General features: G+C 68.9%; 20 protein-coding genes. 10 read left to right on the top strand and 10 right to left on the bottom strand.

Translation table 11 applies throughout. From position 1 onward, the window contains the following. Positions 1-184: 184 nt before the first annotated feature. The gene (locus tag IEY26_RS09455) at positions 185-1,435 is read right to left on the bottom strand and encodes a Glu/Leu/Phe/Val family dehydrogenase (RefSeq protein ID WP_188978268.1); all 1,251 of its coding nucleotides are present in this window, start codon (positions 1,433-1,435) and stop codon (positions 185-187) included. A 951-nt stretch (positions 1,436-2,386) separates the two neighbouring features. Between IEY26_RS09455 and IEY26_RS09460 the strand changes: the two genes are divergently transcribed. The 4 genes from IEY26_RS09460 (at position 2,387) to IEY26_RS09475 (ending at position 9,016) form a co-directional block, all read left to right on the top strand. Continuing rightward, entirely contained in the window at positions 2,387-3,091 is a 705-nt protein-coding gene (locus tag IEY26_RS09460) for a DICT sensory domain-containing protein (RefSeq protein ID WP_188978270.1), read from the top strand. 81 nt (positions 3,092-3,172) lie between these two features. Next, positions 3,173-4,762, top strand: a complete 1,590-nt coding sequence (locus IEY26_RS09465; protein WP_188978272.1) for a COG1361 S-layer family protein — start codon at positions 3,173-3,175, stop codon at positions 4,760-4,762. An 8-nt stretch (positions 4,763-4,770) separates the two neighbouring features. Next, on the top strand, positions 4,771-7,236 hold the full coding sequence (locus IEY26_RS09470; protein WP_188978273.1) for an efflux RND transporter permease subunit: 2,466 nt from the start codon (positions 4,771-4,773) through the stop codon (positions 7,234-7,236). 61 nt (positions 7,237-7,297) lie between these two features. Further along, complete coding sequence (locus IEY26_RS09475; protein WP_188978275.1) at positions 7,298-9,016, top strand: Rieske (2Fe-2S) protein; 1,719 nt, start codon at positions 7,298-7,300, stop codon at positions 9,014-9,016. A 51-nt stretch (positions 9,017-9,067) separates the two neighbouring features. On the opposite strand, the gene IEY26_RS09480 is transcribed toward IEY26_RS09475, so the two are convergent. Continuing rightward, positions 9,068-10,105 carry an NAD(P)-dependent alcohol dehydrogenase gene (locus IEY26_RS09480; RefSeq protein WP_188978277.1) on the bottom strand — a complete coding sequence of 346 codons (1,038 nt, stop codon included), beginning with the start codon at positions 10,103-10,105 and terminating at the stop codon, positions 9,068-9,070. Positions 10,106-10,252: 147 nt separating this feature from the next. Between IEY26_RS09480 and IEY26_RS09485 the strand changes: the two genes are divergently transcribed. The 3 genes from IEY26_RS09485 to IEY26_RS09495 all read left to right on the top strand — a co-directional run bounded on the left by IEY26_RS09485 (position 10,253) and on the right by IEY26_RS09495 (position 12,838). After that, positions 10,253-11,302, top strand: a complete 1,050-nt coding sequence (locus tag IEY26_RS09485) for an amidohydrolase family protein (protein ID WP_188978279.1) — start codon at positions 10,253-10,255, stop codon at positions 11,300-11,302. 1 nt (position 11,303) lies between these two features. After that, positions 11,304-12,044: an iron-sulfur cluster assembly protein gene (locus IEY26_RS09490; RefSeq protein ID WP_188978281.1), complete on the top strand. Its 741-nt coding sequence runs from the start codon at positions 11,304-11,306 to the stop codon at positions 12,042-12,044. A 164-nt stretch (positions 12,045-12,208) separates the two neighbouring features. After that, a complete protein-coding gene (locus IEY26_RS09495) occupies positions 12,209-12,838 on the top strand; it encodes a cyclase family protein (RefSeq protein ID WP_188978283.1) in 630 nt (209 codons plus the stop codon). On the opposite strand, the gene IEY26_RS09500 is transcribed toward IEY26_RS09495, so the two are convergent. Then, entirely contained in the window at positions 12,839-13,267 is a 429-nt protein-coding gene (locus IEY26_RS09500) for an adenylyltransferase/cytidyltransferase family protein (RefSeq protein WP_188978285.1), read from the bottom strand. Next, positions 13,264-13,752 (bottom strand): Mov34/MPN/PAD-1 family protein, encoded by a 489-nt coding sequence (locus tag IEY26_RS09505; RefSeq protein ID WP_188978287.1) that lies wholly within the window; start codon positions 13,750-13,752, stop codon positions 13,264-13,266. The genes IEY26_RS09500 and IEY26_RS09505 overlap by 4 nt, the downstream gene beginning before the upstream one ends. 106 nt (positions 13,753-13,858) lie before the next feature. Between IEY26_RS09505 and IEY26_RS09510 the strand changes: the two genes are divergently transcribed. After that, a complete protein-coding gene (locus IEY26_RS09510) occupies positions 13,859-15,760 on the top strand; it encodes a DHH family phosphoesterase (protein ID WP_188978289.1) in 1,902 nt (633 codons plus the stop codon). A gap of 126 nt (positions 15,761-15,886) precedes the next feature. Here the strand turns inward: IEY26_RS09510 and IEY26_RS09515 are convergent, their stop codons facing one another. Beyond that, the gene (locus tag IEY26_RS09515) at positions 15,887-17,497 is read right to left on the bottom strand and encodes a phospholipase D-like domain-containing protein (RefSeq protein ID WP_188978291.1); all 1,611 of its coding nucleotides are present in this window, start codon (positions 17,495-17,497) and stop codon (positions 15,887-15,889) included. A gap of 82 nt (positions 17,498-17,579) precedes the next feature. Between IEY26_RS09515 and IEY26_RS09520 the strand changes: the two genes are divergently transcribed. Continuing rightward, a complete protein-coding gene (locus IEY26_RS09520) occupies positions 17,580-17,828 on the top strand; it encodes a hypothetical protein (RefSeq protein ID WP_188978293.1) in 249 nt (82 codons plus the stop codon). 28 nt (positions 17,829-17,856) lie between these two features. Here IEY26_RS09520 and IEY26_RS09525 read toward each other — a convergent pair whose 3' ends face one another. Together IEY26_RS09525 and IEY26_RS09530 are read right to left on the bottom strand one after the other, a co-directional pair. Continuing rightward, the gene (locus IEY26_RS09525; protein ID WP_188978295.1) at positions 17,857-19,284 is read right to left on the bottom strand and encodes a HEAT repeat domain-containing protein; all 1,428 of its coding nucleotides are present in this window, start codon (positions 19,282-19,284) and stop codon (positions 17,857-17,859) included. Between the two features lie 42 nt (positions 19,285-19,326). Further along, on the bottom strand, positions 19,327-20,004 hold the full coding sequence (locus IEY26_RS09530) for a protein sorting system archaetidylserine synthase (RefSeq protein WP_188978297.1): 678 nt from the start codon (positions 20,002-20,004) through the stop codon (positions 19,327-19,329). Between the two features lie 121 nt (positions 20,005-20,125). Here IEY26_RS09530 and IEY26_RS09535 point away from each other — a divergent pair, with 121 nt between their 5' ends. Continuing rightward, a complete protein-coding gene (locus tag IEY26_RS09535) occupies positions 20,126-21,916 on the top strand; it encodes a DUF7261 family protein (RefSeq protein WP_188978300.1) in 1,791 nt (596 codons plus the stop codon). 172 nt (positions 21,917-22,088) lie between these two features. On the opposite strand, the gene IEY26_RS09540 is transcribed toward IEY26_RS09535, so the two are convergent. The 3 genes from IEY26_RS09540 to IEY26_RS09550 all read right to left on the bottom strand — a co-directional run bounded on the left by IEY26_RS09540 (position 22,089) and on the right by IEY26_RS09550 (position 25,118). Beyond that, the gene (locus tag IEY26_RS09540; protein WP_188978302.1) at positions 22,089-22,691 is read right to left on the bottom strand and encodes a response regulator transcription factor; all 603 of its coding nucleotides are present in this window, start codon (positions 22,689-22,691) and stop codon (positions 22,089-22,091) included. A 78-nt stretch (positions 22,692-22,769) separates the two neighbouring features. Next, on the bottom strand, positions 22,770-24,680 hold the full coding sequence (locus IEY26_RS09545) for a sensor histidine kinase (RefSeq protein ID WP_188978304.1): 1,911 nt from the start codon (positions 24,678-24,680) through the stop codon (positions 22,770-22,772). Positions 24,681-24,728: 48 nt separating this feature from the next. Further along, positions 24,729-25,118 (bottom strand): universal stress protein, encoded by a 390-nt coding sequence (locus IEY26_RS09550; protein WP_188978306.1) that lies wholly within the window; start codon positions 25,116-25,118, stop codon positions 24,729-24,731. Between the last annotated feature and the right edge of the window lie 23 nt (positions 25,119-25,141).

The following is a 25,141-nucleotide window of genomic DNA, read 5'->3' on the forward strand; positions in this document are numbered from 1 at the left end:
AGCGCCTCCCGTGGCGCGAGCGCTCCCACGTAGAATCTACACAGACCACGAAGCGAGCGACAGCGAGCGCCTGGCGGGACATAGAAAGGGGCGAGCGGCGACGGCTTGCGGGCCGTCGCCGCGAGGGTCCTCGAAAATCGGAGACTTTCGGTCTCTCAAAAACGCTGCGCGTTTTTGATGACTTTCAGGGAAAGAGCCCTCTGAGGTCGTGGGCGTCGGCGACGCGTTGGAGGGCGATGACGTAGGCGGCGGTGCGGAGGTCGGGGGTGTTCTGTTGGTCGTAGACGCGGACGACGTTGTCGAAGGCGGTGGTGATGCGGTCTTCGAGGTCGCGGTTGACTTCGTCGAGGGTCCAGGAGTACTGTTGGGAGTTCTGGACCCATTCGAGGTAGGAGACGATGACGCCGCCGGCGTTGGCGAGGATGTCGGGGACGACGGGGATGTCGCGGTCGGTGAGGATGGTTTGGGCGGCGAAGGTGGTGGGGCCGTTGGCGGCTTCGACGATGACGTCGGCTCGGGTGTCGCGGGCGATTTCGGGGGTGATGGCGTCTTCGATGGCGGCGGGGACGAGGGCGTCGACGTCGAGGGTGAGGAGGTCGCGGTTCTCGATTTCCTCGTGGTCGCCGGGGAGGCCGGCGAGTTGGCCGTGTTCGGCGACGTGGGCGGTGGCGGCGTCGATGTCGAGGCCGTCGGGGTGGTAGTAGCCGCCGGTGATGTCGGAGATGGCGACGACGTTCGCGCCGCGGTCGGCGATGAAGCCGGCGGCGACGGAGCCGACGTTCCCGAAGCCCTGGATGGCGACGTCAGCGCCGCGGAGGTCCTGGTCGAGGTAGTCGAAGGCGTTTTCGAGAGTGATGGTGACGCCGCGGCCGGTGGCGTCGACGCGGCCCTCGGTGCCGCCGAGTTCGAGGGGTTTGCCGGTGACGACTTCGGGGACGGCGTGGTCGTGGTAGGTGGAGTAGGTGTCCATGACCCACGCCATCGTCTGGGGGTCGGTGTTGACGTCGGGGGCGGGGATGTCGGTCTGCGGGCCGATCATGCGGCGGACGCCCTGCGTGTAGCGGCGGGTGAGTCGGCGGAGTTCGGTCCGGCTGAGTTCGGAGGGGTTGCAGACGACGCCGCCTTTCGCGCCGCCGAAGGGGAGGCCGACGACGGCGCACTTCCACGTCATCCAGCCGGCGAGCGCTTCGACTTCGTCCATGCTGACGGCGGGGTGATAGCGGATGCCGCCCTTGTAGGGGCCGCGCGCGGAGTCGAACTGGGCGCGGTAGCCGGTGAAGACTTCGACGCTGCCGTCGTCGAGTTCGACGGGGAGGGCGACTTTCTGCGTCCGCTCGGGGTGTTTCAGGCGTTCGTAGACGCCCGGCTTGATGTCGACGTGGTCTCTGGCCCGATCCATCTGGGCCAGCATGTTCTCGAGCGGCGAGGAAGCCATACGTAAGAATTGACGTGACGGGGCTTAAGGCTGTACTGGCCGGGTCGGGTTCGTCAGCGGGGGCGGGTCGGGGCGACCCGATTGGGCGACTGAACGGTCGCGCTCGCCGAACCGTCGGCCGTCGAGGGTGTCGGCGAGTCTCGCTGCGGTCGTCGTGCCGTTCAGCCGTGTCGGGGGGAGAGTGGCTGTGCCTTCGAACCGGGTGCGGCCGCGTCGACGGGGGGTCCGGAGCGCGCCGCGACTGCGGTGAACGCCGTCTCCCGCCGTCTGTCGAACCGGCGGGTACCCGTGTTCCCCGCCGGCCGTCGAACCGGCGAGTATGGGGTCGCGCTCTGCTGGCGTGTGCCTCTGCGTTGTGCCGTTGGGTCGGCGGCGAACGAGCGATCGTTCGCGCGCCGGTCGTGTCGTCGCGGGCCGCGTCGTGGTTCGGTTCGGTTCGGCGAGCCCGTCGCGCGCGGACGTCGACGTCGGGAGGAACTACCGCGTCCCGGAGCGCAGTGTGGTCGACGTCGGGCGTCCGCGCGAGCGCGGCCGAGGCTCGTCGACGCGTGGTGGCGTCGGGGCCGCGGCGGCTGTCGGCGGGCTCACCGGCGATGAGTCAGTGTCCGGACGCGTGCGGCCTCGGCTGTGCCGCCACGGCTGGGAGAGAACTCCCGACCGCGGCTGCGACCAGCGCGGGCGGCGCACGGATGTCGTCCGGTTCATCGCATCCGCTGATAGAGCCCCCGGTTCCATATAAGGGGCCGACAGTACCGGCGAGTTTCGGACTGTTGAGCGCGGTTGAACGGTCGTGAACAGTCCGCGTTCCCGGCGTTCTACCGCCGGTCAGGCTGGCTCTCGAATCGCCGCTGAGCGGCCGGTGGCGCGCCGCTTGCGGTGCGGTCGGGTCGTTCCACGGCCTCGACGTAGCCACAAGGTATATACTGCCACTTCCGAAACTGCCGCTCCGAGATGCGGCCGGGACTCAGAGACGTCATCGACGCGGTCCGAGCGCGCGAGCGGACGCTGACAGTGTACGCATCGGACGCGTCGCTCGCCGACGCGCTTCGCGCGCACTTCGCGTCGCAGAACGTCCGCGTCCGCCACGAACCCCTCGAATCGGGGGTGCCGCGCGTCGAGGTGAGCGAGCGCGGGCGGGTTCGCGCGACCGTCGACGCGTCCTCGGTCTCGGATTTCGTCGCGGACGACCCGCCGCTGAAGCGCGTCGGCGAGGACGTGGCGTACCGCGAGATTCTGGAGGCCGTCGACGACGCGACGTTCACCGCGTGCGACGTGGACGCGATGTTGCACGCGAGCCGCGAAATCGAAGACCGGGCGTGGCGAGCCGACCGCGGCACGCTCGCGGCGGGGTTTCAGTTTCCGGCGGCGTTCGAGGCGCAGCGGCACACGTACGAGGTGTTGGCGTCCGGCGGCCTCGACGTCCACGTGTTCGTGCCGGGCGGTCTCGACGACCCGGTGGACGAGGTGACGGTTCACGAGGCGGCGGCGCGTCGCGTCGACCCGTGGTTCGTGCTGTACGACGGCGGCGGAGAGCGCCCGCAGAAGTCGGCGCTCCTCGCAGAAGAGGGGGTTCTCGGACAGTTCTACGGGGTGTTGACCTACGACCCGGGACTCGTCGACGACGCGTTCGCCGCGCTCGACCTCCCTCACGGATAAACTCTCCTGCGGTTCCGTCTCGTTTCCGGCCGATTTAAGAACCGTCGGACTGAACGTTCATTCAGCAACGGACATCCGTACATGCGCAAGAAACTCATCACACTCGTCCTCGTCGCCTGCCTCCTCGTCTCCTCGGGGGCGGCAACCGGCCTCGTCCGCGGGCAACCAGACCTCAACGCGACCCTCCCGAACAGTCAGGTCGCTCCGGGCGAAGACGCACAACTCACCGTCCAGCTTTCGAACGGGGCTTCCCTCGACTACGTCGACGCCAGGAGCGCAGAAGCCACCAGCACTGTCACCACCGCGAAGGCCGTGCGCGCCTCCCTGAAGAGCGACGACGCGCCCATCGAGGTGAACTCGGGAACCGTCTCCGTCGGGAGCGTCCCCGACGGCGGGCTCAAAACCGCGCAGTTCGACATCAGCGTGAAACCGGGAGCGGAGCCCGGGACGTACAAACTCCCCGTCAAGCTCCACTACGACTACACCTACCAGTACGACGCCTCCGAGAACATCATCTCCGAGCTCAGCCGCACGGAGACCGCGTACGTCAAGGTCGAAGTGAAGGACGCGCCCCGCTTCGAAGTCGTCGATTCGAAGACGAACGTGAGCGTCGGTGACACCGGCGACGTCTCGCTCACTCTCCGGAACGTCGGGTCGGCGGCCGCGAACGCCTCCCACGTCGCCGTGCAGTCGACGTCCTCCGCGTTCGCCGTCGGCACCAGCGGCTCCGTCTCTCAGTTCACGGGCGACTGGCAGCCCGGCGAGAACCGGACGGTCGTCGTGAGCGCGTCCGCCGCGGGCACCGCGAACCCCGCGCCGTACACGTTCCGGTCCGCGGTCACCTACGAGAACGAAGACGGCCAGACGCGCGAAGCCGACCCCGCCATCGTCGGCGTCGCGCCGCAGCCCGAGCAGACGTTCGACGTCTCGAACGTGCAGAGCGAACTCCGCGTCGGTGAGGACGGAAACGTCACCGCGAGGGTGACGAACGCGGGGCCGCGCGCGGCCGACCACGTCGTCGTCCACGTCGCCGCGAGCGCCGACGGCGTCGTGCCGAAGAGCAGCGAGTACGCCGTCGGCTCTCTCGACGCCGGCGCGGCCACCACCGTCGACTTTCCCATTCAGGTGAGCAGCGCCGCCGAATCCGGCCCGCACCAACTCGACTTCAGCGTCACCTACCAGAACCCGGAGGGCGACACGCGAGAGAGCGACTCCCTCCCCGCCGAAGTCCCCATCAGCGGTGAACGCGACGCCTTCCTCGTCCAGCCGCAGGACGTCAACGTCACCGCGGGCGGCTCCGCGGAAATAACCCTCGAGGTGACGAACAACATGGACGAGCCCGTGTCGAACGTGAACGCGAAGATCTTCACCAACAGTCCCCTGTCCGCGAACGACGACACGGCGTTCACCACGGCGCTCGACCCCGACGAGTCGACGACGATGACGTTCGACGTCGGCGCGTCCGGGAGCGCCATCGAGAAGAACTACCCGCTCCGGATGGACTTCCAGTACGAGAACGCACAGGGCGAACAGACGCTCTCTGACACCTACCAGGTGCCGGTGCAGGTCACCGTCCCCGAGGGCGGCGGGCTGCCGGTCGTCCCCATCGTCGCGGTCATCCTCCTGCTCGTCGCGGCCGTGGGCGGCTACTACTACTGGAACCGGGACTAGAACGCTCGATGGCTAGCTATCAGGACGTCATCGACCGGATCGACTACCTCGTCGCCGAGCGGCCGAAGGCCGTCATCGTCGCGTTCCTCCTCGTGACGCTCGTGATGGGGGCCGGCCTCGGCTCCATCAGCACGCAGTCCGGGACGAGCCAGTTCACGGAGGGGTCCGACGCGATGGAGGCCTACGACGCCGTGCAGGACGAGTTCTCGCCCGCGTTCAGTTCGAGCGGCGGCTCCACGCAGCTCATCCAGCGCGGACAGAACGTCCTCGCGAAACCCGCGCTCGTCCGGATGTTGAAGGCCGAACACCGGATGAAGGAGCGCGAAGAACTCCGGGTAGACACGACGTCCAGCCCCGCGGACGTCATCGCGGTGACGCTCGACCCGAGCGCGGATTCGCTCTCGGAGAAGATCGACGCCGTCGAGGACGCGACGCCGAGCGAAATCGACGCCGCGGTCCGTGAGAACGCGGACAACCCGGCGTTCACGTCGTCGGTGTCCGACGACTTCAACGCGCCGTCGGCGTCCGCGACCGCGGCCGTCGGCGTCGTCACGCACGAACTCCCCGGCGGGACCTCGTCTTCCGTCGGGTCGTCCGGGTCGAGTCCGCTGATGGACATCCAGCTCGAAGCGCAACACGTCGTCGACTCCGTCGGCGGCGACATCACCGTCTTCGGGGCCGGCATCCTCTCGCAGGACTTCAGTAACGTCATCGCCGACTCCCTGCTCATCGTCGTGCCGGCCGCGGCGCTCCTCATCGTCGCGTTCCTCGTCTACAGCTACCGCGACCCGTTCGACCTCCTGCTCGGCATCGTCTCCCTCGTGATGGCGGTCATCTGGACGTTCGGGTTCATGGGGCTCGCCGGCATCGCGTTCAGCCAGATGCTCATCGCGGTGCCGCCGCTGTTGCTCGCGGTCGGCATCGACTTCGGTATCCACGCGGTGAACCGCTACCGCGAGGAGCGCGTCGACGGCCACGGCGTCGTCGAGTCGATGGAGACGACGACCGACCAGCTCCTCGTCGCGTTCTTCATCGTCACCGGCACGACCGTGCTCGGCTTCCTCTCGAACCTCACGAGCTCGCTCGGCCCCATCAAGGACTTCGGGCTCGTCGCCGCCATCGGCATCACCTTCACCCTCCTCGTCTTCGGCATCTTCCTCCCCGCGGGGAAGGTCTTCATCGACACCTTCCGGGAGGAGCGCGACATCCCCGCGTTCGGCTTACGCCCCATCGGCGGAGAAGGGTCGCTCCTCGGGCGCGTCCTCCCCGCCGGCGTCGTCGTCGCGAAGAAGGCCCCCTACGTCTTCCTCATCTGCATCGTCCTGTTCACGGCGGGCGCTGGCTACTACGGCACGGGGGTGAACACCTCGTTCAATCAGGACGACTTCCTGCCGCCGGAGGACACGCCGGCCTACCTCGACTCGCTCCCCGAGCCGTTCGCGCCGAGTGAGTACACGGCGACCGCGCAGACGAACTTCCTCACCGACCACTTCAGCCGGGTCGGCGGGAGTTCCGTCACCGTCTACGTCACCGGGCCGATGCGGCAAGACGACTCCTTGGAGCAGATACGACACGCGAGCGCGAGCCCGCCGAGTTCGGTCGCGGCGGCGAACCGGACGGCGGACGCGAGCAGCATCATCGGCGTCATCCAGTCGTACGCCGACGCCTCGCCGTCGTTCGCCCGGCTCGTCGAACGGAACGACGTGAACGACAACGGCGTCCCCGACGACAACCTCGAAGTCATCTACGACGAGCTCATGGAGAGCCCGTACAGCGGGCAGGCGAGCCAGTATCTCGCGGAGGACTACCGCTCGATGAAGGTCGACTACACCATCGAGGCGTCCGCGAGTCAGGACGAAGCCGCCGCGGCCGCCGAGTCGCTCGCCGACCGCTACCACTCGAACTCCATCGGCACCGGCCAGCCCGTCATCTTCCAGGCGCTCACGTCCGTCATCCTCAACTCCGCGCTCCGGAGTCTCGTGACCGCGATACTCGCCGCGCTCGTCTTCCTCGTCATCTGCTTCTGGGGCTTCGAGCGCCGGCCGTCGCTCGGTCTCGTGAACATGGTTCCCATCCTCGTCACCATCGCGTGGCTCGCGGGCGCGATGCGCTTCCTGAACATCCCGTTCAACGCGATGACGGCGACCATCCTCTCGATCAGCATCGGGCTCGGCGTCGACTACTCCAGCCACATCGTCCACCGGTTCGCGGACGAGTACGACGGCGACGTCGTCCCGGCCGTCGAGACGTCCATCCGCGGGACGGGCGGCGCGCTCGCCGGCAGCATGTTCACGACCGTGTCCGGCATCGGCGTGCTCGCCATCGCCATCACGCCCATCCTCGGCCAGTTCGGGACGGTGACCGCGCTCTCCATCTTCTTCTCGTTCCTCGCCGCGGTCATCGTCACGCCCTCGGTGTTCGTGGTCTGGCACGACCTCCAGGCGCGGTTCGGCACCGCGCCCGACGCCGTCTAGGGCGTCTTACTGAACTGGGTTTCCGCGAACCGTTATACCCTCGCCCGCCGACGACTCGGGTATGTCGACGGAGTACGTGCACGTCGCAGACCTCGACGACCTCCGTGCGGAGGGACGACGGCTCGTGAACGAGAACGGGCAGGCCATCGCGCTCTTCTACGAGGACGGCGCGGTCCGCGCAATCGACAACCGCTGTCCGCACATGGGGTTCCCGCTCACGCAGGGGACGGTAGACGACGGCGTGCTCACCTGTCACTGGCACCACGCGCGCTTCGAACTCGCCTGCGGGGACACGTTCGACCCGTGGGCGGACGACGTCCCGACCTACCCGGTGGAGGTACGAGGGAACGAGGTCTGGGTGAAGCCCGTCCGGGAGCGCGACGACCCGCCCGCGGTTCACTGGGCGCGCCGACTCGACACCGGTCTGGAGGAGAACCTCCGGCTGGTGCTCGCGAAATCGGCGGTGGGGTTGGACGACGCGAACGTCGCGTACCGCGACCCCTACGTGAGCGCGCTGGAGTTCGGAACGCGGTACAGAGAGAGCGGGTGGGGGCCGGGCCTCACGATTCACACGGCGCTCGCGAACATTCGTGACTCGCTCGACCGGGACGGGCGGCGGCGCGCGCTCTATCAGGGCGCAGTCGAGGTGGCGGGCGACTGCGCGGGCGAGCCGCCGCGGTTCGCACAGCCGGCGTTCGAGCCGGCGGACCGCTCCCCGGAGCGCCTCACCGAGTGGTTCCGCGAGTGCGTCGAACTCCGGGACGCCGACGGCGCGGAACGCGTCCTCCACACCGCCATCCGGTCCGTCTCGCCGACGCAGGTGTGCGGGATGCTGTACGCCGCCGCGACGGACCACCGCTACCTCGACACCGGGCACGCGCTCGACTTCGTCACGAAGGCCGTCGAGTCCCTCGACCACGCGGGCTGGGACGCCGCAGAAGACGTGCTCCCGACCGTCGTCTCCGGGCTCGCGAACGCCGAGCGCGCAGAAGAAGACCAGGAGTGGCGACAGCCGGTCGACCTCGCCGCCGTCCTCGACGACGCCTTCGAGGACCTCCCCGAGGAGAACGGGTCGGGCGAGTGGCGCGAGCCGGACGGCTTCGTGGAGACGCTCCTCGGCGACGATCCGGACGCCGTCGTGGACGCCCTCAGCGACGCCGTCGACGCGGGGGCGAGCACGACGCAGCTCGCCGGCGTCGTCCGGTTCGCGGCCGCGCGGCGGGTGGCGCAGTTCGGTACGGCGAACGAGTTCAACGACTGGAACACCGTCCTCCACACGTTCACCTACGCGAACGCCGTCTATCAGGGGACGCTGGTGACTGACACGCCGCTCCTCTACCGCGGCGTCTTCGACGCCGCAGCCTCGGTGTATCTCGACCGCTTCCTCAACACGCCGCCCGCGCGGATTCCCGACGGCGACGCGGACGCGGACCCCGAGGACGCACTGAGTCGGCTGCTCGACGCGTTCGACGTCGAGGGCGGCGCGGACGCCGCGAGCCGCCACGCCGCCGACTTCCTCGCCGGCGGCGGCGACCCCGACGCGCTCCGGGAGGCGCTCGGCGGCGCGCTCGTCCGCGAGGACGCCGGCTTCCACACGTTCCAGGCGGTCGAAGCCGCCTTCCAGGGCGCACTCGACAGCGACGGGGACCGCAAGACGGTCTTCCTCGTCGCCGCCGCGCGCTACCTCGCCGCCCACACGCCGACGCGCCGCGAACGCGAACAGACCTTCCGCATCGCCGAACGACTCCAAGCAGGCGAATCGCTCCACGACACCGAGTAAACGGGGTTCGGGGGAGGCAGGCGAAGCGGGTTCGCGTGTCGCGGTGGGCGGTTACGGCGTGATGACCGCACGGCCTTCGATTTCGTTGTGTTCGAGTTTCTCCGCGACGTCGTTGATGTCCGCGAGGTCGTACTGGCTGGTGGTGAGGTGCATCTGGCCTCCCTCGACGAGCGCGACGAGCTCTTGGAGTTCGGTGTAGGTGCCGACGAGGTTGCCGCGGTAGCTGAACTCGCCGTCCACGAGGTCCTGACTGGGGCGGTGGACGTGGCCGCCGTAGCCGACGATGTGGTGGTCGCCGCCCGGTGAGACGATGTCGGGTGCCAGGTCGGTGGTGGCGTCGGCACCGACGAAGTCGAGGACCTGGGTGGCACCCGAACCGTCGGTGATCGCGTCGACGGCTTCGGCGACGTCCTCCTCGCTGGAGTTCACGGTGTGGGCCGCGCCGAGGTCGTCGGCGAGCGAGAGGGCGTCGTCCTTGATGTCGACGGCGATAGTTCGGGCGGCGCTCATCGCGTCGACGGCCTGCAGGCCGATGTGGCCGAGGCCACCGATGCCGACGAGGACGCAGTAGTCGCCGGGGACGAGGTCGTCGACGGCCTTCTTCGCGGCGTGGTAGGCGGTGATACCGGCGTCGGCGTGCGGCGCGATGTCGACGGGGTCGACGTCGTCGAGGACGATTGCGGAGCGTTCGGAGGTGAGGAGGTACTCGGCGAACCCGCCGTCGTGGGTGAGTCCGGAGAACGCGCTGTTCTCGCAGTACATGTCCTCGCCCTGCCGGCAGGCGCGACACTTCCCGCACGTCCGCACGGGGTGACAGATGACGGCGTCCCCCTCCTCGACGGTCGTGACCTCGTCGCCGACTTCGACGACGGTGCCGGCGTTCTCGTGGCCGAGCGTCATCGGGAGGGTCTGCGGGGCGTACGGCTCCCACATCCCCTCGATGATGTGGTTGTCTGTCTGACACCATCCCGCGCCCTCGACTTCGACGATAATCTGGTCAGACGTCTCGATAGTCGGACGGGGGACGTCCTCGACGGTGAGGGCGTCGCTCATGTCGTCGGTGTACTCGTGGAGTCGTGCGGCACGCATACGAGAACCCTCTCGGACACCCCGGCTAAGGCTACCTCTTCCGGAAGGTGTTAACGGATGCCAAAAGGATATGTGTTTATAATTGACTATCGGCACAGATTACACAGACAATAATAATTAACATCCACCGTGCGGATTGTTACCAGTATGTACCGCCATCAGGGCGAGGACATCTTCGTCGTCGACGAGCACCTGCACGCCTGGGACGCTACGGAGGAGAACATCATCCACGACGGCGGCGAACAGTTCATTCGGTGTTTCTACGACTACCACACCGGGTTCACGCCCGAGGACCGACAGTGGACGCTCGACGAGTTCCGCACCTACACCGACGACCGACTCCTCGAAGACGTCTTCGGCCCCGGCAGCGTCGACATGGGCATCTTCCAGCCGACGTACCTCAAGGAGTTCTACGAGAACGGCTTCAACACCATCGACGACTGCGGCGCGCTCGCCGACGAGTACAGCGAGCGCCTCATCACGAACGGCCGATTCGACCCGCGCGAGGGCGAAGAAGGCCTCCGGGAGCTCGAACGGCAGAAGCGTGAGTACGATATCGACGGCGTCAAAGTGTACACTGCTGAGTGGCGGGGAGACTCGAAGGGCTGGCGGCTCGACTCCGACGACGCCTTCGAGTTCCTCCAGAAGTGCGCCGACCTCGGCATCAAGAACGTCCATCCGCACAAAGGCCCGACCATCCGCCCGCTCAACCGCGACGCCTTCGACGTCGCCGACGTCGACGACGCCGCCAGCAGCTTCCCCGAACTCAACTTCGTCGTCGAACACGTCGGTCTCCCCCAACTCGACGACTTCTGTTGGATCGCCACCCAGGAACCCAACGTGTACGGCGGGCTCGCCGTCGCCGCCCCAATGGCGCGCGACCGCCCCCAGAAGTTCCGAGAGATCCTCGGCGAACTCCTCTACTGGCTCGGCGAGGACCGCGTCCTCTTCGGCAGCGACTACGCGATCTGGGAGCCCGACTGGGTCATCGAGGCCGTCCTCAACACCGAGTTCACGGAGGAGGAGAAGGCAGAGTACGGCGTCGAGTTCGACATGGAGACGAAGAAGAAAGTCATGGGGGAGAACGCCGCCGACCTCTACGACATCGACATCGAGGCGAAGAAAGAGGCGCTCGCGGGCGACTCTATTTCCGAGCGCTTCGACACCGGCGACCAGTACGCGGGGGCCGCCGACTGAGATGAGTACCCAGACGCCCGACGCGGCGGCCGTCCGCGAGGCCGTGCGTAGCGTCACCGACCCCGAGCTCGACCGGTCCATCGTCGAACTCGACTACCTCGCGGAGGTCGCCGTCGACGACGGAGACGTAACGCTCGCGCTCGTCCTCCCGACCGCGTGGTGTTCACCCGCGTTCGCGTGGATGATGGCGACCGACGCCCGGGACGCTCTCCGCGACCACCCCGCGACCGACGCGGTCCGGATCGAGCTCCGCGACCACATGCACGCCGAGGAAGTCACCACCGGCGTGAACGAGGGGCTGTCGTTCGCGGAGGCGTTCGACACCGCCGACGGCGACGTGGCCGGGACGCGGGCGGAACTCGACCGCAAAGCCCGACTCGCGCGTCAACGCGACGCCGTCGACGCGCTCCGGGACGCCGGCCTGAGCGACGCCCAGGTCGCGGCTCTGAAGCGCGACGACCTCACCCTGGAGGACGGCCGCGCGACCGTGGCTCTCGACGGGTTCTACGTCACGCTCGACGCCGACCCGCTCGAACGCTACCTCGAGAAGGCGACCGCCGTCGGCGTCGGTGTCGAACCGGGAGACCGCGTGTTCGCCGACCGCGACGGCGACTCGCTCACTCCCGAAGGGGTCGAAGAGGCCCAAAAGGCGGCGCGGCTCGCCCGCACGAACATGGGCGGCCAGGGCGGCGTCTGCGAGAGTCTTCACGCCGCGCGAAACCCGGAGCTCGCGGGAGACTAACCGAAGACGTATTTTTCGCTCGCCCGTCTCCGTCTAATCGTGACGGCCCGCCCACCGCCATCCACGAGACCGACTCCGGCCGCGCGGCAGAGCACGATGCCGGGGGTAGTGACGCGGAACGACTCCAGGTCGGCCGAACCGGCCGGTAGCGCCAGGTTTGCGCGATGACGCGCCACGACCTCACCCACCCCGTCACGGACGGAATGACGGTCTATCCGGGCGATCCACCCGTTAGCGTCGGCGACGCCGCGACGATGACCGACGACGGCTACCGCGTCTCCCGCCTCGAACTCGGCAGTCACGCGGGGACGCACGTCGACGCGCCGGCGCACACCGAACCCGACGGGCGGACCCTCGACAGCTACGACGTCGACGAGTTCGCGCTCGACGCGCGACTCGTCGCCGTGGACGCCGACGCGCGCGAACCAATCGAACCCGACGCCTTCCCCGAGCGCGTCGACGCCGACCTCCTCGTCATTCACACCGGCTGGGACGCCCACTGGGGCACGGAGCAGTACGAGAACCATCCCTACCTCACCGCGGCCGCGGCGGAGCGCGTGGTCGCGCTCGACTGCCACCTCGCCGTGGACTGCTTCAGCCCCGACCCGACGGGGAGGAAGGACGAGCGCGAACCCGAGGGCGTTCCGGCCCACCACGCGCTCCTCGGGAGTGAGAAACTCGTCTTCGAGAACCTCACGGGACTCGGCGCGCTCCCCGAATCGTTCCGGTTCCGGGCGTATCCGCTCCGGGTGGACGGCGACGGCGCGCCCGTCAGAGCCGTCGCAGAAGTGTAGTCAGCAGCGCTCCTCGCAGATGCGGTCGATGATGGTGCCCGTGGAGAGGAGTTCGCCCTCGTACTGTCTCTCTCGGGGGCCGGCGCGTTCGACGCGGCAGTCGACGCCGCGACGGCTGAGTTCGTCGACGATGGCGTCGGCGTCGTGGTGTTGGTCGTAGCCGAGCGCGATGATATCGGGGTCGATGTCCTCGATGGGGGCGAAGATGTCGGTCTCGTGGCCGATGCGGGCGTGGTCGACGGGGTCGAGGGCGGCGACGACGTCGCGGCGCTGGCGGTTCGAGAGGATGGGTTTCTCCTTGTGGGTGACGTTCTCGCGGCGCGCGAGGATGACGTGGAGCTCGTCGCCCATCGCGGCGGCTTCGGTGAGGTAGTGGACGTGGCCGGGGTGGACGAGGTCGAACGTCCCCTGTGCGACGACGCGCGTCATCGGTCCTCCAGTTCCGCGTCGATGTCGGCCTGGTCGAAGTCGAAGAACTCCTCGGGGTCGGGGAGGGAGACGTCGTAGACGTCGAAGTCGCGGGGTTCGCCCTTCCGGTCGAAGGCCGCCCAGTCGTCGCGCTCGTAGGGCGCGCCGATGATGATGTGCGCGCGGCCCTTCCCGAACGTCTGGACGTCCTGGTTGCTCGGGCGGAGGACGCCGTTCGGGTGGCTGTGGACGCTGCCGACGTTGTGGGAGTCGTTCGGCAGGAGGTCGGAGCGCATCGTCGCTTGCACGGGACTGGAGGTCGTGCCGGGCGCGAACACGACGTCGGTGACGATGTCGCCGTCTTCGTCGACGCCGAGTTCACGGGCGGGCGTTCCCCGCATCACGCCCATGTACTCGTTCGGGTGGGTGTCCGCGGCCGCGGACAGCGCGAACTCCAGCGTGTCCTCGGCGATGCCGAGGGCCGCTGGTCGCGAACCAAACAACATGACTCGAACTCGCCGCGCCGCGACCCTAACCGTTGCGGAAGCCGACTCAGCGCGCGGTGGCTCCCCATCGTACACTTTAAACCGAGTCGTCCCGACTTTCGACATAATGAGTGATTCTTCTTCGGGCGAGACGGTGTATCGGCTCGCGCCGGACTGCACAGCGGAGGACGTCGAGGTCGGCGAACGCTACCTCGGCACGGTGAACGGCGTCGTCGACTACGGCGTCTTCGTCGACCTCTCAGAGAACATCTCCGGGCTCGTCCACGAGTCCGAGCTGGACGGCGACCACGAGGTCGGCGACGAGTTCGTCGTCGAGCTCGTCGAGGTTCGAGAGAACGGCGACCTCGGGTTCTCCGAGGGCGACATCGACGACTACGCCGTCGAGGACCGCGACCACGACTACGACCCGACGCCGACGAGCGACCTCGACGGCCGCACGGGCGACCTCGTCCACCTCGAAGGCGAAGTCGTCCAGATTAAGCAGACCGGCGGGCCGACCATCTTCCGCGTCCGCGACGAGGACGGCGCGGTCCCCTGCGCCGCGTTCGCCGAAGCCGGCGTGCGCGCCTACGCCACCGTCGACGTCGGCGACGTCGTTCACGTCACCGGCGTCGTCGAAGGGACCGGCAGCGACCTCCAGGTCGAAGTCGAGAACCTCGTCGCCCTCGAGGACGCCGCCGCGGAGAACGTCCGCGAGCGCCTCGAAGCCGCGCTCGTCGAGCGCGCCGAACCCGTCGACACGGAGCCGCTCGTCGAGTGGCCCGCGATGGAGAAACTCTACCCCGGCCTCCAGGACGTCGCGCGCATCCTCCGCCGCGCCGTCCTCGAAGGCCGCCCCATCCGCATGCGCCACCACGCCGACGGCGACGGCATGTGCGCGAGCGTCCCCGTCCAGCTCGCCCTCGAACGGTTCATCGCTGACGTCCACCACGACACGCAGGCGACCCGTCACCTCCTCCGCCGCCTCCCGTCCAAGGCTCCCTACTACGAGATGGAGGACGCCACCCGCGACCTGAACTTCGCGCTCGGCGACCAGGCCCGGCACGGCCAGAAGCTCCCGCTCCTCCTCATGCTCGACAACGGCAGCACCGAGGAGGACACGCCCGCGTACAAGACCGTCTCGAACTACGACATCCCCGTCGTCGTCGTCGACCACCACCACCCCGACCCCGAGGCCGTCGAGCCCTACGTCGAAGAGCACGTCAACCCCTACCTCCACGACGAGGACTACCGCGTCACCACCGGGATGATGTGCGTCGAGCTCGCGCGCATGCTCTCCCCCGGCCTCACCGACGACCTCCGGCACGTCCCCGCGGTCGCCGCGCTCTCCGACCGCTCGAAGGCCGACACCGTCGCCGACTACCTCGACCTCGCCGACGACGCCGGCTACGACGAGGCGTTCCTCCAGGACATCTCGGAGGCCCTCGACTACGAGGCCTTCCACCTCCGCTACGACGCCGGCCGCGAACTCGTCAACGACATCCTCAACGTCGGCGACGCTCCGAGCGAGGAGGAGTCCCCGGAGGAGCGCGAGGAACGCCACCGCGAACTCGTCGACTTCCTCTCGACGCGCGCCGACGAGGACGTCGAGCACCAGCTCGACGCCGTGATGCCCCACGTCACCCACGAAGCCATCGACTCCGGCGCACACCTCTACCGGCTCAACGTCGAGGACCACGCCCACCGCTTCACCTACCCCGCCCCGGGGAAGACGACCGGCGAGGTCCACGACCGCAAAGTCGTCGAGACCGGCGAACCCGTCATCACCATCGGCTACGGCCCCGACTTCGCCGTCCTCCGCTCCGATGGTGTGCGCCTCGACATCCCCGAGATGGTCACCGAACTCAACGAGGAACTCCCCGGTGCCGGCGTCTCCGGCGGCGGCCACCTCGTCGTCGGCTCCATCCGCTTCGTCCCCGGCATGCGCGAGGACGTCCTCGACCTCCTCGTCGAGAAGATGACCGACGCCGAAATCGACGAAGAGCTCCACTCGACCCTTACCCGATAACCGCACGCTCGGCCGTTCCTTCACGTTCTCTCCCACTCGCTCTGACGCACTCGACTTCGCGCTCGGTCGCGCTTTCCGTCGCTCTCTTCGCTGCCGGTAGCGGCGCTTTCGCGGCGTGTGAGGCGGTCACCGTCTCGTCGTACGCTCGAACTCGACGCCGCATCGGAGCCACGCTGTGGTGGTGAGGGCGGCGAGGAGCGTGACGAGGGCGAGCGGCCACGGGAGTTCGTTGCTGCCGCCGCGCCAGTCGGCGTCGAAGACGCGGGCGTAGTAGCGGGCGGCGTCGGGGTCGTGGAGGGCGAGGAGGGTTTCGCGGTTCTCGGTGCGGGCTTGTTCGTTCCAGTTGAGGCTGCCGACGACGGCGGTTCGGCCGTCGACGACGAGGCCTTTGGCGTGGACGGCGTCGAATCGGCCGTTGGGTCGGACGAGTTTCGCGCGGAGCGGGAGGTCGTCGCGGGCGGCGATGCGGTTGAGGCGGTCGACGGTGGCGGCGTTCTTCTCGCGGGCGTACCAGGCGTCGGAGAGGAGGATTCTGACCCGGACGCCGCGGCGGGCGGCGGCGACGACGCGCCGGAGGAGCGTGCCGTCGGAGACGGACATCTGTTCGAGGCGGATGTCGGACTCCGCGCCGTCGAGGAGGGCGGTGAGGCGGGGGCCGGCGTTGTCGGGGGTGACGAGGAGCGTGGCGTTCACCGGTTCGGTTTGCGGGTCGAACGAGCGCGGGTAGCGGTGGGTGTCGCTCTTCGTGGCGTTCTGGACGGTGAGCGTCGAGCGGGCGTCCCGCCACGGGCGCGCGCCGAGCGAGTCTGCGTCTGAGCGGAATATCGCGGTGAGTTCGCGGGCGAGGCGGGGCGAATCGACGGTGACGCCCCAGCCCCGGTGGCCCCGGCCGCCGATGCTCTGTGGCTCCCAGTTCTCCGTCGCGACGAGGACGCGCTCGCCGTCGACGACGGCGTACTTGGCGTGGTGGTAGGCGTAGGGGTCGCCGTCGCCGGCGAGGACGGAGACCGTGATGCCGGCGCGGGCGAGCCGGGAGAGGATGCGGGCTTCGCGGGCGGGAATCCCCCCGATGGGGTGGCCTTCGAGGAGGACGTGAACGGCGACGCCGCGGTCGCGGAGCCGGTAGAGGGCGCGTTCGAGCCGCCGGGAGGTGAGGGTGTAGCCGGCGAGGAGGAGCGTGTCGTTGGCGGACGCGACGAACGCCCGGGCGCGTTCGGGGTCGTCGGGGAGGGCGAACGCCGTCGCGTTCACGCCGCGGACCGTGACCGGCGACCGGTCGGTTCGGCCGGGCGTCACCCACGACGCGTTCGCGTAGACGTCGCCTTCGGGCGCGTCCGGGTAGGTGAGCGCGTCGACGGTCGCGTTCCCCCGGCGGAGTCGAACGGTCTCCCCGCCGTTGGCGAGCGAGAGCATCGACGGCACGGCGAGGACGCGCGCGTCGGTGATTCGCCGCGTGCGGTTCGGCGTCGGGGTCACGGCGATTCGCCCGCTCGCGCTCGCGTTCGGAAGGTCGACGACGCCCTCGCCGTCGGTGAGCGCGTACCCGCTGAGCGTGGTGTTCCGCGGGACGTCGAGGACGACGAACTCGCCGACGTCGTCGTCGGCTGTGGGGTTCGGGTAGACCGCGTCGATGGTCGGCGTGTTCGCGCTCCCGGTCGCCGCGACCGGCGGCTGGCAGGCCGCGAGGAGGACGAGCGCGAGGAACACGCGGAGCGAGCGGGCGAGGCGAGCGCGCACGCCACGGGATGGCCGCCGCTTCGTATTTGAAGGTTCGCCGCGCCCCGATGGGTATTTGTGCGTGGCAGTCGGCGACTGCCACATGGTCTCGCTCTCGCTCGCGTTGACGCTCGCCGGCGACGCCGTCGGCGTCTTCGGCGGCCTCCTCGTCTTCGTGGAGTTCTTCCAGCTCCCGTCGTACCTCAGCTACGAACCGGAGTTCGACTCCTACAACTTCGACATCAGCCCGCTCGACGTCACCGAACACACGTGGATCGGTCGTATCGGCGCGCTCTGCATCGCGCTCGGGTTCGCGCTGCGGTTCGCCGGCGGCATCTCGACGCTCGTCTGAGGAGAACAGTCGGTGGGTTCAGGCGAACTCAGGCGAGGAGGTCTTTCGCGCGCTGGGCTTCGTGCTGGACGATGACGTTCGGTTCGTCGGCGTACGCCGCGGCGGTTTCGAGCGCGTCGGCGGTGCCGATCTGGACGAGCGCCCAGGCCGCGCTGGCGCGCACCGGGTCGGCTTCGGCGTCGTCAGCGAGGACGTCGCCGAGCGGCCGGATGGCGCGCGTGTCGCCGAGGAGTCCGAGGGCGCGCGCGGCCTGTCCGCGGACGCCGTCGTTCTCGGCGTCGAGTTCGTTCGCGACGTCCTGCGTGACGTCGGTGTCGCCGATTTCGCCGGCGGCCTTGAGCGCGGTCTTCTGGAGCGCGGGGTTCGAGTCGGCGTCGAGGTAGTCGCGGACGGCGTCGAGGCCCTCGGGGACGCCCATCTTCCCGATGGCTTCGATAGCGGGGATGTCGCGGCGTTTCGCCTTCTGCTTCATCGCGTCGAGCCCCGCGGGGTTCCCCATGCGCTTCATCGCTTCCTTCGAGTGGCGTTCGACGTGCTGGCTCTCCCCCATCAGGTCGAGGTAGAGCGCCACCATCTCTGCGTTGTCGCGCTTCGTCCACTCCTTCAGCGCCGACCACTCCGGCGGGAAGTCCTTGAACTTCTCGCCGAGCACGTCGTAGAACCCCTCGTACTGGAGTTTCTCGCGCGTGCTGAAGTCGCCGAACTCCTTCGCGTCGTCGAGCGCGGCGTCGAGGTCGTCGACCGCGTCGAGGAGCGTCTGAATCGTCTCGGCGTCCTCGTCCGCGTCCAGTTCGGCGTCCTCGACCGCGTCGACGGCCGCTTCGAGCGCGGACGAATCCACGTCCTCTCCTTCATCCTCGCCGTCGCGCGTGAGTGAGGTGCCGAGCGCGTCGTTGAGCGCGTCGAGGAAGGCCTCGATGGCGGCCGGGGCGTCGTCCTGTCCGGACTCCACCCAGCGCGTGTTCTCCACCGTCGACGTCGACCCCTGGATGCCGGAGACGACGTCCTCGCCGTACGGGCCGCGCTGGGCGTCGACGTCGTCCTGGAGGTCCTGAATCGTGTTCCCGAGCTCCTCTCGGGGGTCCTCGACCTCCTCGTCTTCGCCCTCGGGCTCCTCCGGTTCGGGGATGTCGGCGGCTTCGAGGTCGGATTCGATGGCTTCGAGCGTCGCGTCGAGCTCGTCGAGGTCCGCTTCCGTCTCGGCGGCCTCGACGCCGTCGGCGACCTCGCGGAGGCGTTCGCGGAACTGCTCGACGAGTTCCTCGCCGGTCGGCTCCTCGGTGGACTCGGCGGTTTCCTCGGTGGATTCGTCGGCTTCCGGCGATTCCTGTTCCGCTGCCGCCTCGGTCGACTCCTCGGTGGATTCGACGGGTTCCTCGGTGGACTCGGCGGCTTCCTCGGTGGACTCCGTGGGCTCGGAGGGGGCGTCCTCGGGTTCGTCGTCCCCGTCAGTCATACTCCGATTTTCCCGTGAGACGCCTATCAGCGTTTCCCTTCCCTACTCGCGCCGCGCGTACACCCGCGGGCCGAAGACGAGGTAGGCGACGGCGAACGCGAGGAGGACGCGCGGGAAGAGCCCGTCGAGGAGGCGGGGGAAGAGCACGACGACGGCCTGAACGGCCCCCATGACGAGCGCGTGTCTGGGCCGGAGGTCGGGGTAGCGACGCGTCGTCACCATCAGGGCGGCGAGCGCGACGGTGAGGGCGACGAGGCCGACGGGACTGGTGAAGCCGGCGAGGACGCCGACGGCGATGATGGTGCCGGCGAGCGTCGACGGAACGCCCTCCGTGTGCGCGTTCTCGACGTCGTGGGCGGTGTAGAGGGCGAGGCGGACGACGGCCATTCCGACGAAGACCGCGCCGGCGATGACGGCGAGGGCGAAGGCGAGCGACGCGCTCCCCCACGCGGAGCGAGCGACGGCGACGACGACGGCCGCGGGGGCGACGCCGAACGAGGCGACGTCGGCGAGCGAGTCGAGGTAGGGGCCGACGTCCGTGCCGCCGTAGCGGCGCGCGAGCAGGCCGTCGACGGCGTCGAGGATGGCCGCGAGGAGGACGAGGCGCGCGGCGAGGCGCGGGGAGACCGCGGCCGCGGCGACCGCGCAGAAGCCGAGCGCGGCGTTCCCCGCGGTGACGGCGTCCGCCGCCCCGAGGCGACCCGCAAAGCGGGGTTGCATACCCGGGACTCACACGCCGAGGCGGCCTTGCCTCTTTCCATCCCGAGCGCGGCGGCCGACCGCCCGACGCTGCGGGTCCGTCGACAGCACGTTTTTCATCGCCCCCCGCGAAGCGAAGGGTATGGCTCGCGAGCGCGCACAACTCGTCCTCATCGCGGGAATCGGTATCGCGGTGACGTTCGTCGCGCTCGCGCTCATCCTCAACACCGTCATCTACACGGAGAACCTCGCGACGCGCTCCACTGCCGACGGCGAAGCCGCCATCACGGTCGAGGACGCGGCGATAACGGGCGTGAACGGCCTCATCAGCGAGGCGAACTACCACGACTACGACTCCTACGGCGCGCTCGCCCGCGCGTTCGACCGCGGCGTCGCGGCGTTCACACAGAGCGAGCAGGTACACCGCGCCACCCACGGCACGCTGTTGAACGTCTCGGTCGACGGCACGACGAACGGCACGCACGTCGTCCAGGAGTCGAACCGGACGCTGGCGAACGCCGACGGCGACGCCAACTGGGACGCGGCGCGGAACGTCGACGGCGTTCGCGCGTTCCGCCTGAACCTCTCCGCGAACTCGCTCGACAGCGGCGACGCCCTCGGAGTCACCGTCGACGGCAGCGACCCCGGCGACGCGTGGACGGGGACGCTCAGCGCGGATAGCACCGGCACGCCCACGCTGACGACCGGCGGTGAGACCTACACCGCGACGGACGCCGGGCAGTGGGTGACCCTCGACGTGACCGGTGGAACGTTCAACGGTACGGCCCTCTCGGCCATCGACCTCCCGGAGAACGGCCCGTACACCATCAAAATCGCGAACGGCGGCGACGCGACCGGCCGCTACGCGTTCGTCGTCGACCAGCGCTACAGCGACTTCGGGAGTCAGTACGGCGGCTTCTTCGAGCCCGAGTACCCCTACTCGAACACCGTGAGCGAGTCGCCGTACGCCGTTCGCGGCATCTACAGCGCCGACGTGACGTTCACCTACCGCAGCGAGAGCGTCGCGTACACGAACACGCCGACGCTCCGGCCGGAGGAGAAACCCGGCGGCGAGCCGTTCGCCGTCGCAGTGCCGCGGGGCATCCTGAACTACGTTACGGACGCGGGCGACACGCTGAACGCGTTCTACTCGAACGGCACGCACACCGGGTACGCGATGCCGGCGGGCGTGACCGCGACGAGCATCGGGCCGGAGACGAACCTCGACGGCGACGAGGCCGCGGAGTTCCCCGTCGTCTACGATAACAAGTCGGTCGCGCTCGTGGACGAATCGACCGGAGAGACCGACACGATCGCCGTCGAGCCGAACGCGCAGAGCTCGAACGCGCTCCTCTGGACGGGGTCGTTCCGCGGCGGGAGCACCGCCGTCTGGTACGCCGGCGACTCCAGGGACTTCATCCACAACGCGACCACGAGCAGCGTGACCGCGGAAGCCTACGACGTGTCGAGCAACGGCATCTCGGCCGTCGCCGGCGCGGCGGACATCGACGGGAGCGGCGCGGACGAACTCGTCTACGTCGACGGCAGCGGCCAGCTCCGCTACGTCACGGCGGCCGGCGTCACGGAGCAGAAGATCGAGAACGGCGGGACGGGAGCGAACTACGGTCCCGGCGTCGGCCGGCCCTACGACTTCGACGGCGACGGCACCGCCCGCGTCCCGTTCGTCGACGGGTCGAACAACCTGAAGCTCATCGGCGCTGGCGGCACCCCGACGACGGTCGTCTCCGGGAACGTCGCGAAAGCCCCGCTCGGCGTTTTCGACGTCGACACCGACGGCAGCATGGAGATCGTCTTCGTTCAGGACGGGTCGCTCTACTACGTCGACGACGTCACCGGGACGCCGAACGTCACCCAGCTCACGGACTCGGACGGCGACCCCGTCACGGTCGTCGAGGGCCCCGGTGCCGCTTAGACACGGGAGCGCGGCGAACGTTCGAGTGGACCGGCGAAAGCGAGTGGTTCGGTGAGAGAGAGGGACGCGGTGGAAGTGAGCGAGGAGCGGAATCGGGAGCAAGAGCGGCGAGAGGGGGGAGAGCTTCGACTGGAGCCCCGGAGAGCCCCCGTCGGGGCGGATTCGAGAGCGGTTAGATCTCGCGGAACGCGCTCTCCATGCCGTCGACGTCCTCGAAGCCGTCGCGGGTGGCGGTTTCGAGTTCTTCGAGGCGTTCGCGGAGTTCGGCGAGCGCGTCGCTCTGCGATTGCTCGGTCGGGGTGAGTTGGGATTCGAGCGCGCCGACTTTCGCGGAGACGGCGTAGTACTCCTGGAGGTCCTCGTCGTAGGAGAGGCGGGCGTGGAGTTCTTCGACGACGTCGATGACGCCGTCGCGCTCGACGGGTTTCACGAGGTATTCGTCGAACTCCATCTCGACGATGTCCTCGCTGGGTTCGACGGCGGTGACCATGGAGACGCGGCAGTCGAGGCCGCGGTCGCGGATTTCGTCGAGGACGTCGCCGCCGGACATCTCGGGCATGCGGCGGTCGAGGAGGACGACGTCGATGTCGTCGTCGAGTTTTTCGAGCGCTTCTTCGCCGCCGTAGGCGGTTTCGACGTCGAACTCGCTGGTGAGCCAGAGCCGGAAGGTCTCGGCTAAGTCGGTGTCGTCGTCGACGACGAGGACTCGGGGTTCAGTCGCCTCCGGGCTCTCGGTAGACGCCTGACCACCACCATCAGGGTATTTCGATGACATAGGGGGGAGTGGGCTCCTTCTAGCTGGGCTAGAGGTAACCCGCACGGTATAATCTTGCGGCCGTAGTCAGACCGAGAATTAGTCCGGAGTGCGGTCGCCACCGACGGCGTCGCGCTCGGCGTCGGCGAGCGGGAGTTCGACGGTGAAGACCGCGCCCTCGGGGTCGTTGTCGGCGACGGCGATGCGGCCGCCGTAGGTGTCGACGATCTCGCGGACGAGGTAGAGGCCGAACCCGCTGCCGGGGCTGGAGAGGCCCTTGACGCCCTTATCGAAGACGTCGTCTTTCTCGTCGTCGGGGACGCCGGGGCCGTTGTCAGCGACGTGGACGACGGCGACGCCGGCGTCCGCGTCCGCGGTGGCCTCGATAGCGACCCGCGGGTCGGGTTTGTCGTTGTGCTGGACGGCGTTCGTGAGGAGGTTCTCGAAGAGCTCGGGGAGGAGGTCGTCGGCGAGCACGTCGACGGCGGGGAGGGCGTCGACGCGGACGGCGGCGGCGGGGTGGGCGTCGCGGAGTTTCGCGACTTCGCGTTCGAGGGTGTCGGCGAGCGCGACGGGTTCGAGTTCGTGGTCGGCGCGCTCGACGATAGTCTGCATGAAGGCGCGGATGGTCTCGATGAGGGAGACCATGTCGTCGACGCGGTCGTCGACGACGGCGAGGTGGTCTTCGTGCGATTCGTCGACGTTCCCCTTGAGGAGGTCGACGCGGGCGTCGACGACGTTCATGCCGTTGAGGAGGTTGTGGCGGAGGATGCGGTTGATGAACTCGAGTCGTTCGCGCTCGTGTTGGACGCGCGCTTCGCGGTCGAGGCGGCGGAGCGTCTCGGTGAGGTGGGTGGTGAGGAGTTCGGCGGCGGTGCCGTCGCGTTCGTCGAAGACGTCGACGGGCCCCCAGGTCTGGAGCGCGCCGCGGTCGCCGACGCCGGCGGTGACGACGGCGTACGTACGGCCGTCGCGCGTCGTCGTCCCGAAGACGGGGTCGCCGGTCTCGGCGGCCTCGGTGATGGCGTTCGGACAGATCGGCTCCGCGGCGTTGCGGGCGGTGACGACGTCGCCGTCGAGGGAGAGGACCGCGCCTTCGAAGTCGAAGGCTTCGGCGACGGCGTCCATGGCGAGGGCGTGTGCGCGTTCGCGTTCGGTCGCGCCGCCGAGCTGCGAGGCGACGTCGTGGAGGTATTCGACGCGGTTGCGTTCGGCGCGCTCTTCGGCGAGGCGTTTCTGGTCGGTGACGTCGGTGTACACGACGTAGCCGCCGGTGTCGGATTCGAGCGGGACGAACCGGCGGAGGAAGAGGCGGTCGCCGGCGGCGGTCTCGCGGTGGACTTCGGACTCGGTGGCTTCGCGGACGTCGTCGGGTGTGACGCGGCGGTCGAGCGCGTCGCCGCTGGCGGGTTCGACGACGTCGCGGAGGCGGCGGCCTTCGGCGGCCCGCCCGTCGGCGAACGTCGAGCGGAACTGACCGTTCGCGTGAGTGACGACGGCGTCGCCGTCCGCGAAAGAGAGTTCGGCGACGCAGTCGGTGGTGTTCTCGAAGAGCGCGCCGAACCGGTCGCGTTCGGTTTCGAGGCGTTCCGTTCGCGCTTCGGTGCGGGCGTCGGAGACGCCGATGAAGATGCCGAGGACGGCGGCGGCGACGATGGCGTCGGCGGCGATGACGAAGGGCTTCAGGTCGTCCTGGACGACGAGTTGGATGCCGATGACCCAGACGTGGAGGGCGACGGCGGCGACGACGGTGACGACGCCCCAGGCGGCGACGGTGTCGGCGTAGTCGGTGTCGCGGTCGCTCGCGGCGAGCCAGACGCCGGCGGCGACGACGAGGGCGGCGCAGAGCACGGGGAGCGCGTTCTCGAGGAGCGTGGAGAACGGGAGCTTCCGCTGGAGGTAGACGTCGGTGAAGACGTCGTAGACGGGGACGACGACGAGGAGAGCGCCGAGAGCGATGAGCGCGCCCGGCCCGACGAAGGGGCGGACGCGCTCGGCGAGACGACTCACGACGGAACGGACGGGGGTTCGGCGGGAAAGTGTTTGGGCCCGGTCGTGTCAGGCTTCGCCGCAGACGATGACGGGGCGGGAGGAAGAGAGGATGACGCCCTGCGTGACGCTGCCGAAGAGGACTTTGCCGGCGGGGGTGCGTTTGCGGGCGGCGACGCAGACGGCGTCGACGTCGTGGTCGTCGGCGGCGTCGAGGATGGATTCGGTGGATTCGCCGCTGCCTTCGGCGAGCTGGACGGTGACGCCGGCGTCTTCGAGTTTCTCGCGGGCGCGGCGGACGGCGGCGACCTGGTTGACGGACGCGCCTTCGGGGTTGTCCTCGAAGTTGTGGAAGAGGATGGCTTCGACTTCGTCGCGGCCGGGCAGGTCGGCGATGGCTTCGGCCTGTTCGAGCGCTCGTTCGCGGTCGTCGTCGATAGCGACCAGTACGGTGTACATGCCCCGTCTTTCTCACCGGGGGG

Origin of the sequence: Halocalculus aciditolerans (assembly GCF_014647475.1) — an archaeon.
Taxonomy (GTDB): Archaea; Halobacteriota; Halobacteria; order Halobacteriales; family Halobacteriaceae; genus Halocalculus; species Halocalculus aciditolerans.

What these genes read in the sequence shown, in the direction of transcription:
- IEY26_RS09465 (WP_188978272.1), top strand. Translation starts at nt 3,173, where the DNA reads ATGCGCAAGAAACTCATCACACTCGTCCTCGTCGCCTGCCTCCTCGTC.
- IEY26_RS09530 (WP_188978297.1), bottom strand. Translation starts at nt 20,004, where the DNA reads ATGCAACCCCGCTTTGCGGGTCGCCTCGGGGCGGCGGACGCCGTCACC.
- IEY26_RS09500 (WP_188978285.1), bottom strand. Translation starts at nt 13,267, where the DNA reads ATGACGCGCGTCGTCGCACAGGGGACGTTCGACCTCGTCCACCCCGGC.
- IEY26_RS09550 (WP_188978306.1), bottom strand. Translation starts at nt 25,118, where the DNA reads ATGTACACCGTACTGGTCGCTATCGACGACGACCGCGAACGAGCGCTC.
- IEY26_RS09510 (WP_188978289.1), top strand. Translation starts at nt 13,859, where the DNA reads ATGAGTGATTCTTCTTCGGGCGAGACGGTGTATCGGCTCGCGCCGGAC.
- IEY26_RS09480 (WP_188978277.1), bottom strand. Translation starts at nt 10,105, where the DNA reads ATGCGTGCCGCACGACTCCACGAGTACACCGACGACATGAGCGACGCC.
- IEY26_RS09495 (WP_188978283.1), top strand. Translation starts at nt 12,209, where the DNA reads ATGACGCGCCACGACCTCACCCACCCCGTCACGGACGGAATGACGGTC.
- IEY26_RS09520 (WP_188978293.1), top strand. Translation starts at nt 17,580, where the DNA reads ATGGTCTCGCTCTCGCTCGCGTTGACGCTCGCCGGCGACGCCGTCGGC.
- IEY26_RS09460 (WP_188978270.1), top strand. Translation starts at nt 2,387, where the DNA reads ATGCGGCCGGGACTCAGAGACGTCATCGACGCGGTCCGAGCGCGCGAG.
- IEY26_RS09490 (WP_188978281.1), top strand. Translation starts at nt 11,304, where the DNA reads ATGAGTACCCAGACGCCCGACGCGGCGGCCGTCCGCGAGGCCGTGCGT.
- IEY26_RS09455 (WP_188978268.1), bottom strand. Translation starts at nt 1,435, where the DNA reads ATGGCTTCCTCGCCGCTCGAGAACATGCTGGCCCAGATGGATCGGGCC.
- IEY26_RS09525 (WP_188978295.1), bottom strand. Translation starts at nt 19,284, where the DNA reads ATGACTGACGGGGACGACGAACCCGAGGACGCCCCCTCCGAGCCCACG.
- IEY26_RS09475 (WP_188978275.1), top strand. Translation starts at nt 7,298, where the DNA reads ATGTCGACGGAGTACGTGCACGTCGCAGACCTCGACGACCTCCGTGCG.
- IEY26_RS09540 (WP_188978302.1), bottom strand. Translation starts at nt 22,691, where the DNA reads ATGTCATCGAAATACCCTGATGGTGGTGGTCAGGCGTCTACCGAGAGC.
- IEY26_RS09470 (WP_188978273.1), top strand. Translation starts at nt 4,771, where the DNA reads ATGGCTAGCTATCAGGACGTCATCGACCGGATCGACTACCTCGTCGCC.
- IEY26_RS09485 (WP_188978279.1), top strand. Translation starts at nt 10,253, where the DNA reads ATGTACCGCCATCAGGGCGAGGACATCTTCGTCGTCGACGAGCACCTG.
- IEY26_RS09505 (WP_188978287.1), bottom strand. Translation starts at nt 13,752, where the DNA reads ATGTTGTTTGGTTCGCGACCAGCGGCCCTCGGCATCGCCGAGGACACG.
- IEY26_RS09535 (WP_188978300.1), top strand. Translation starts at nt 20,126, where the DNA reads ATGGCTCGCGAGCGCGCACAACTCGTCCTCATCGCGGGAATCGGTATC.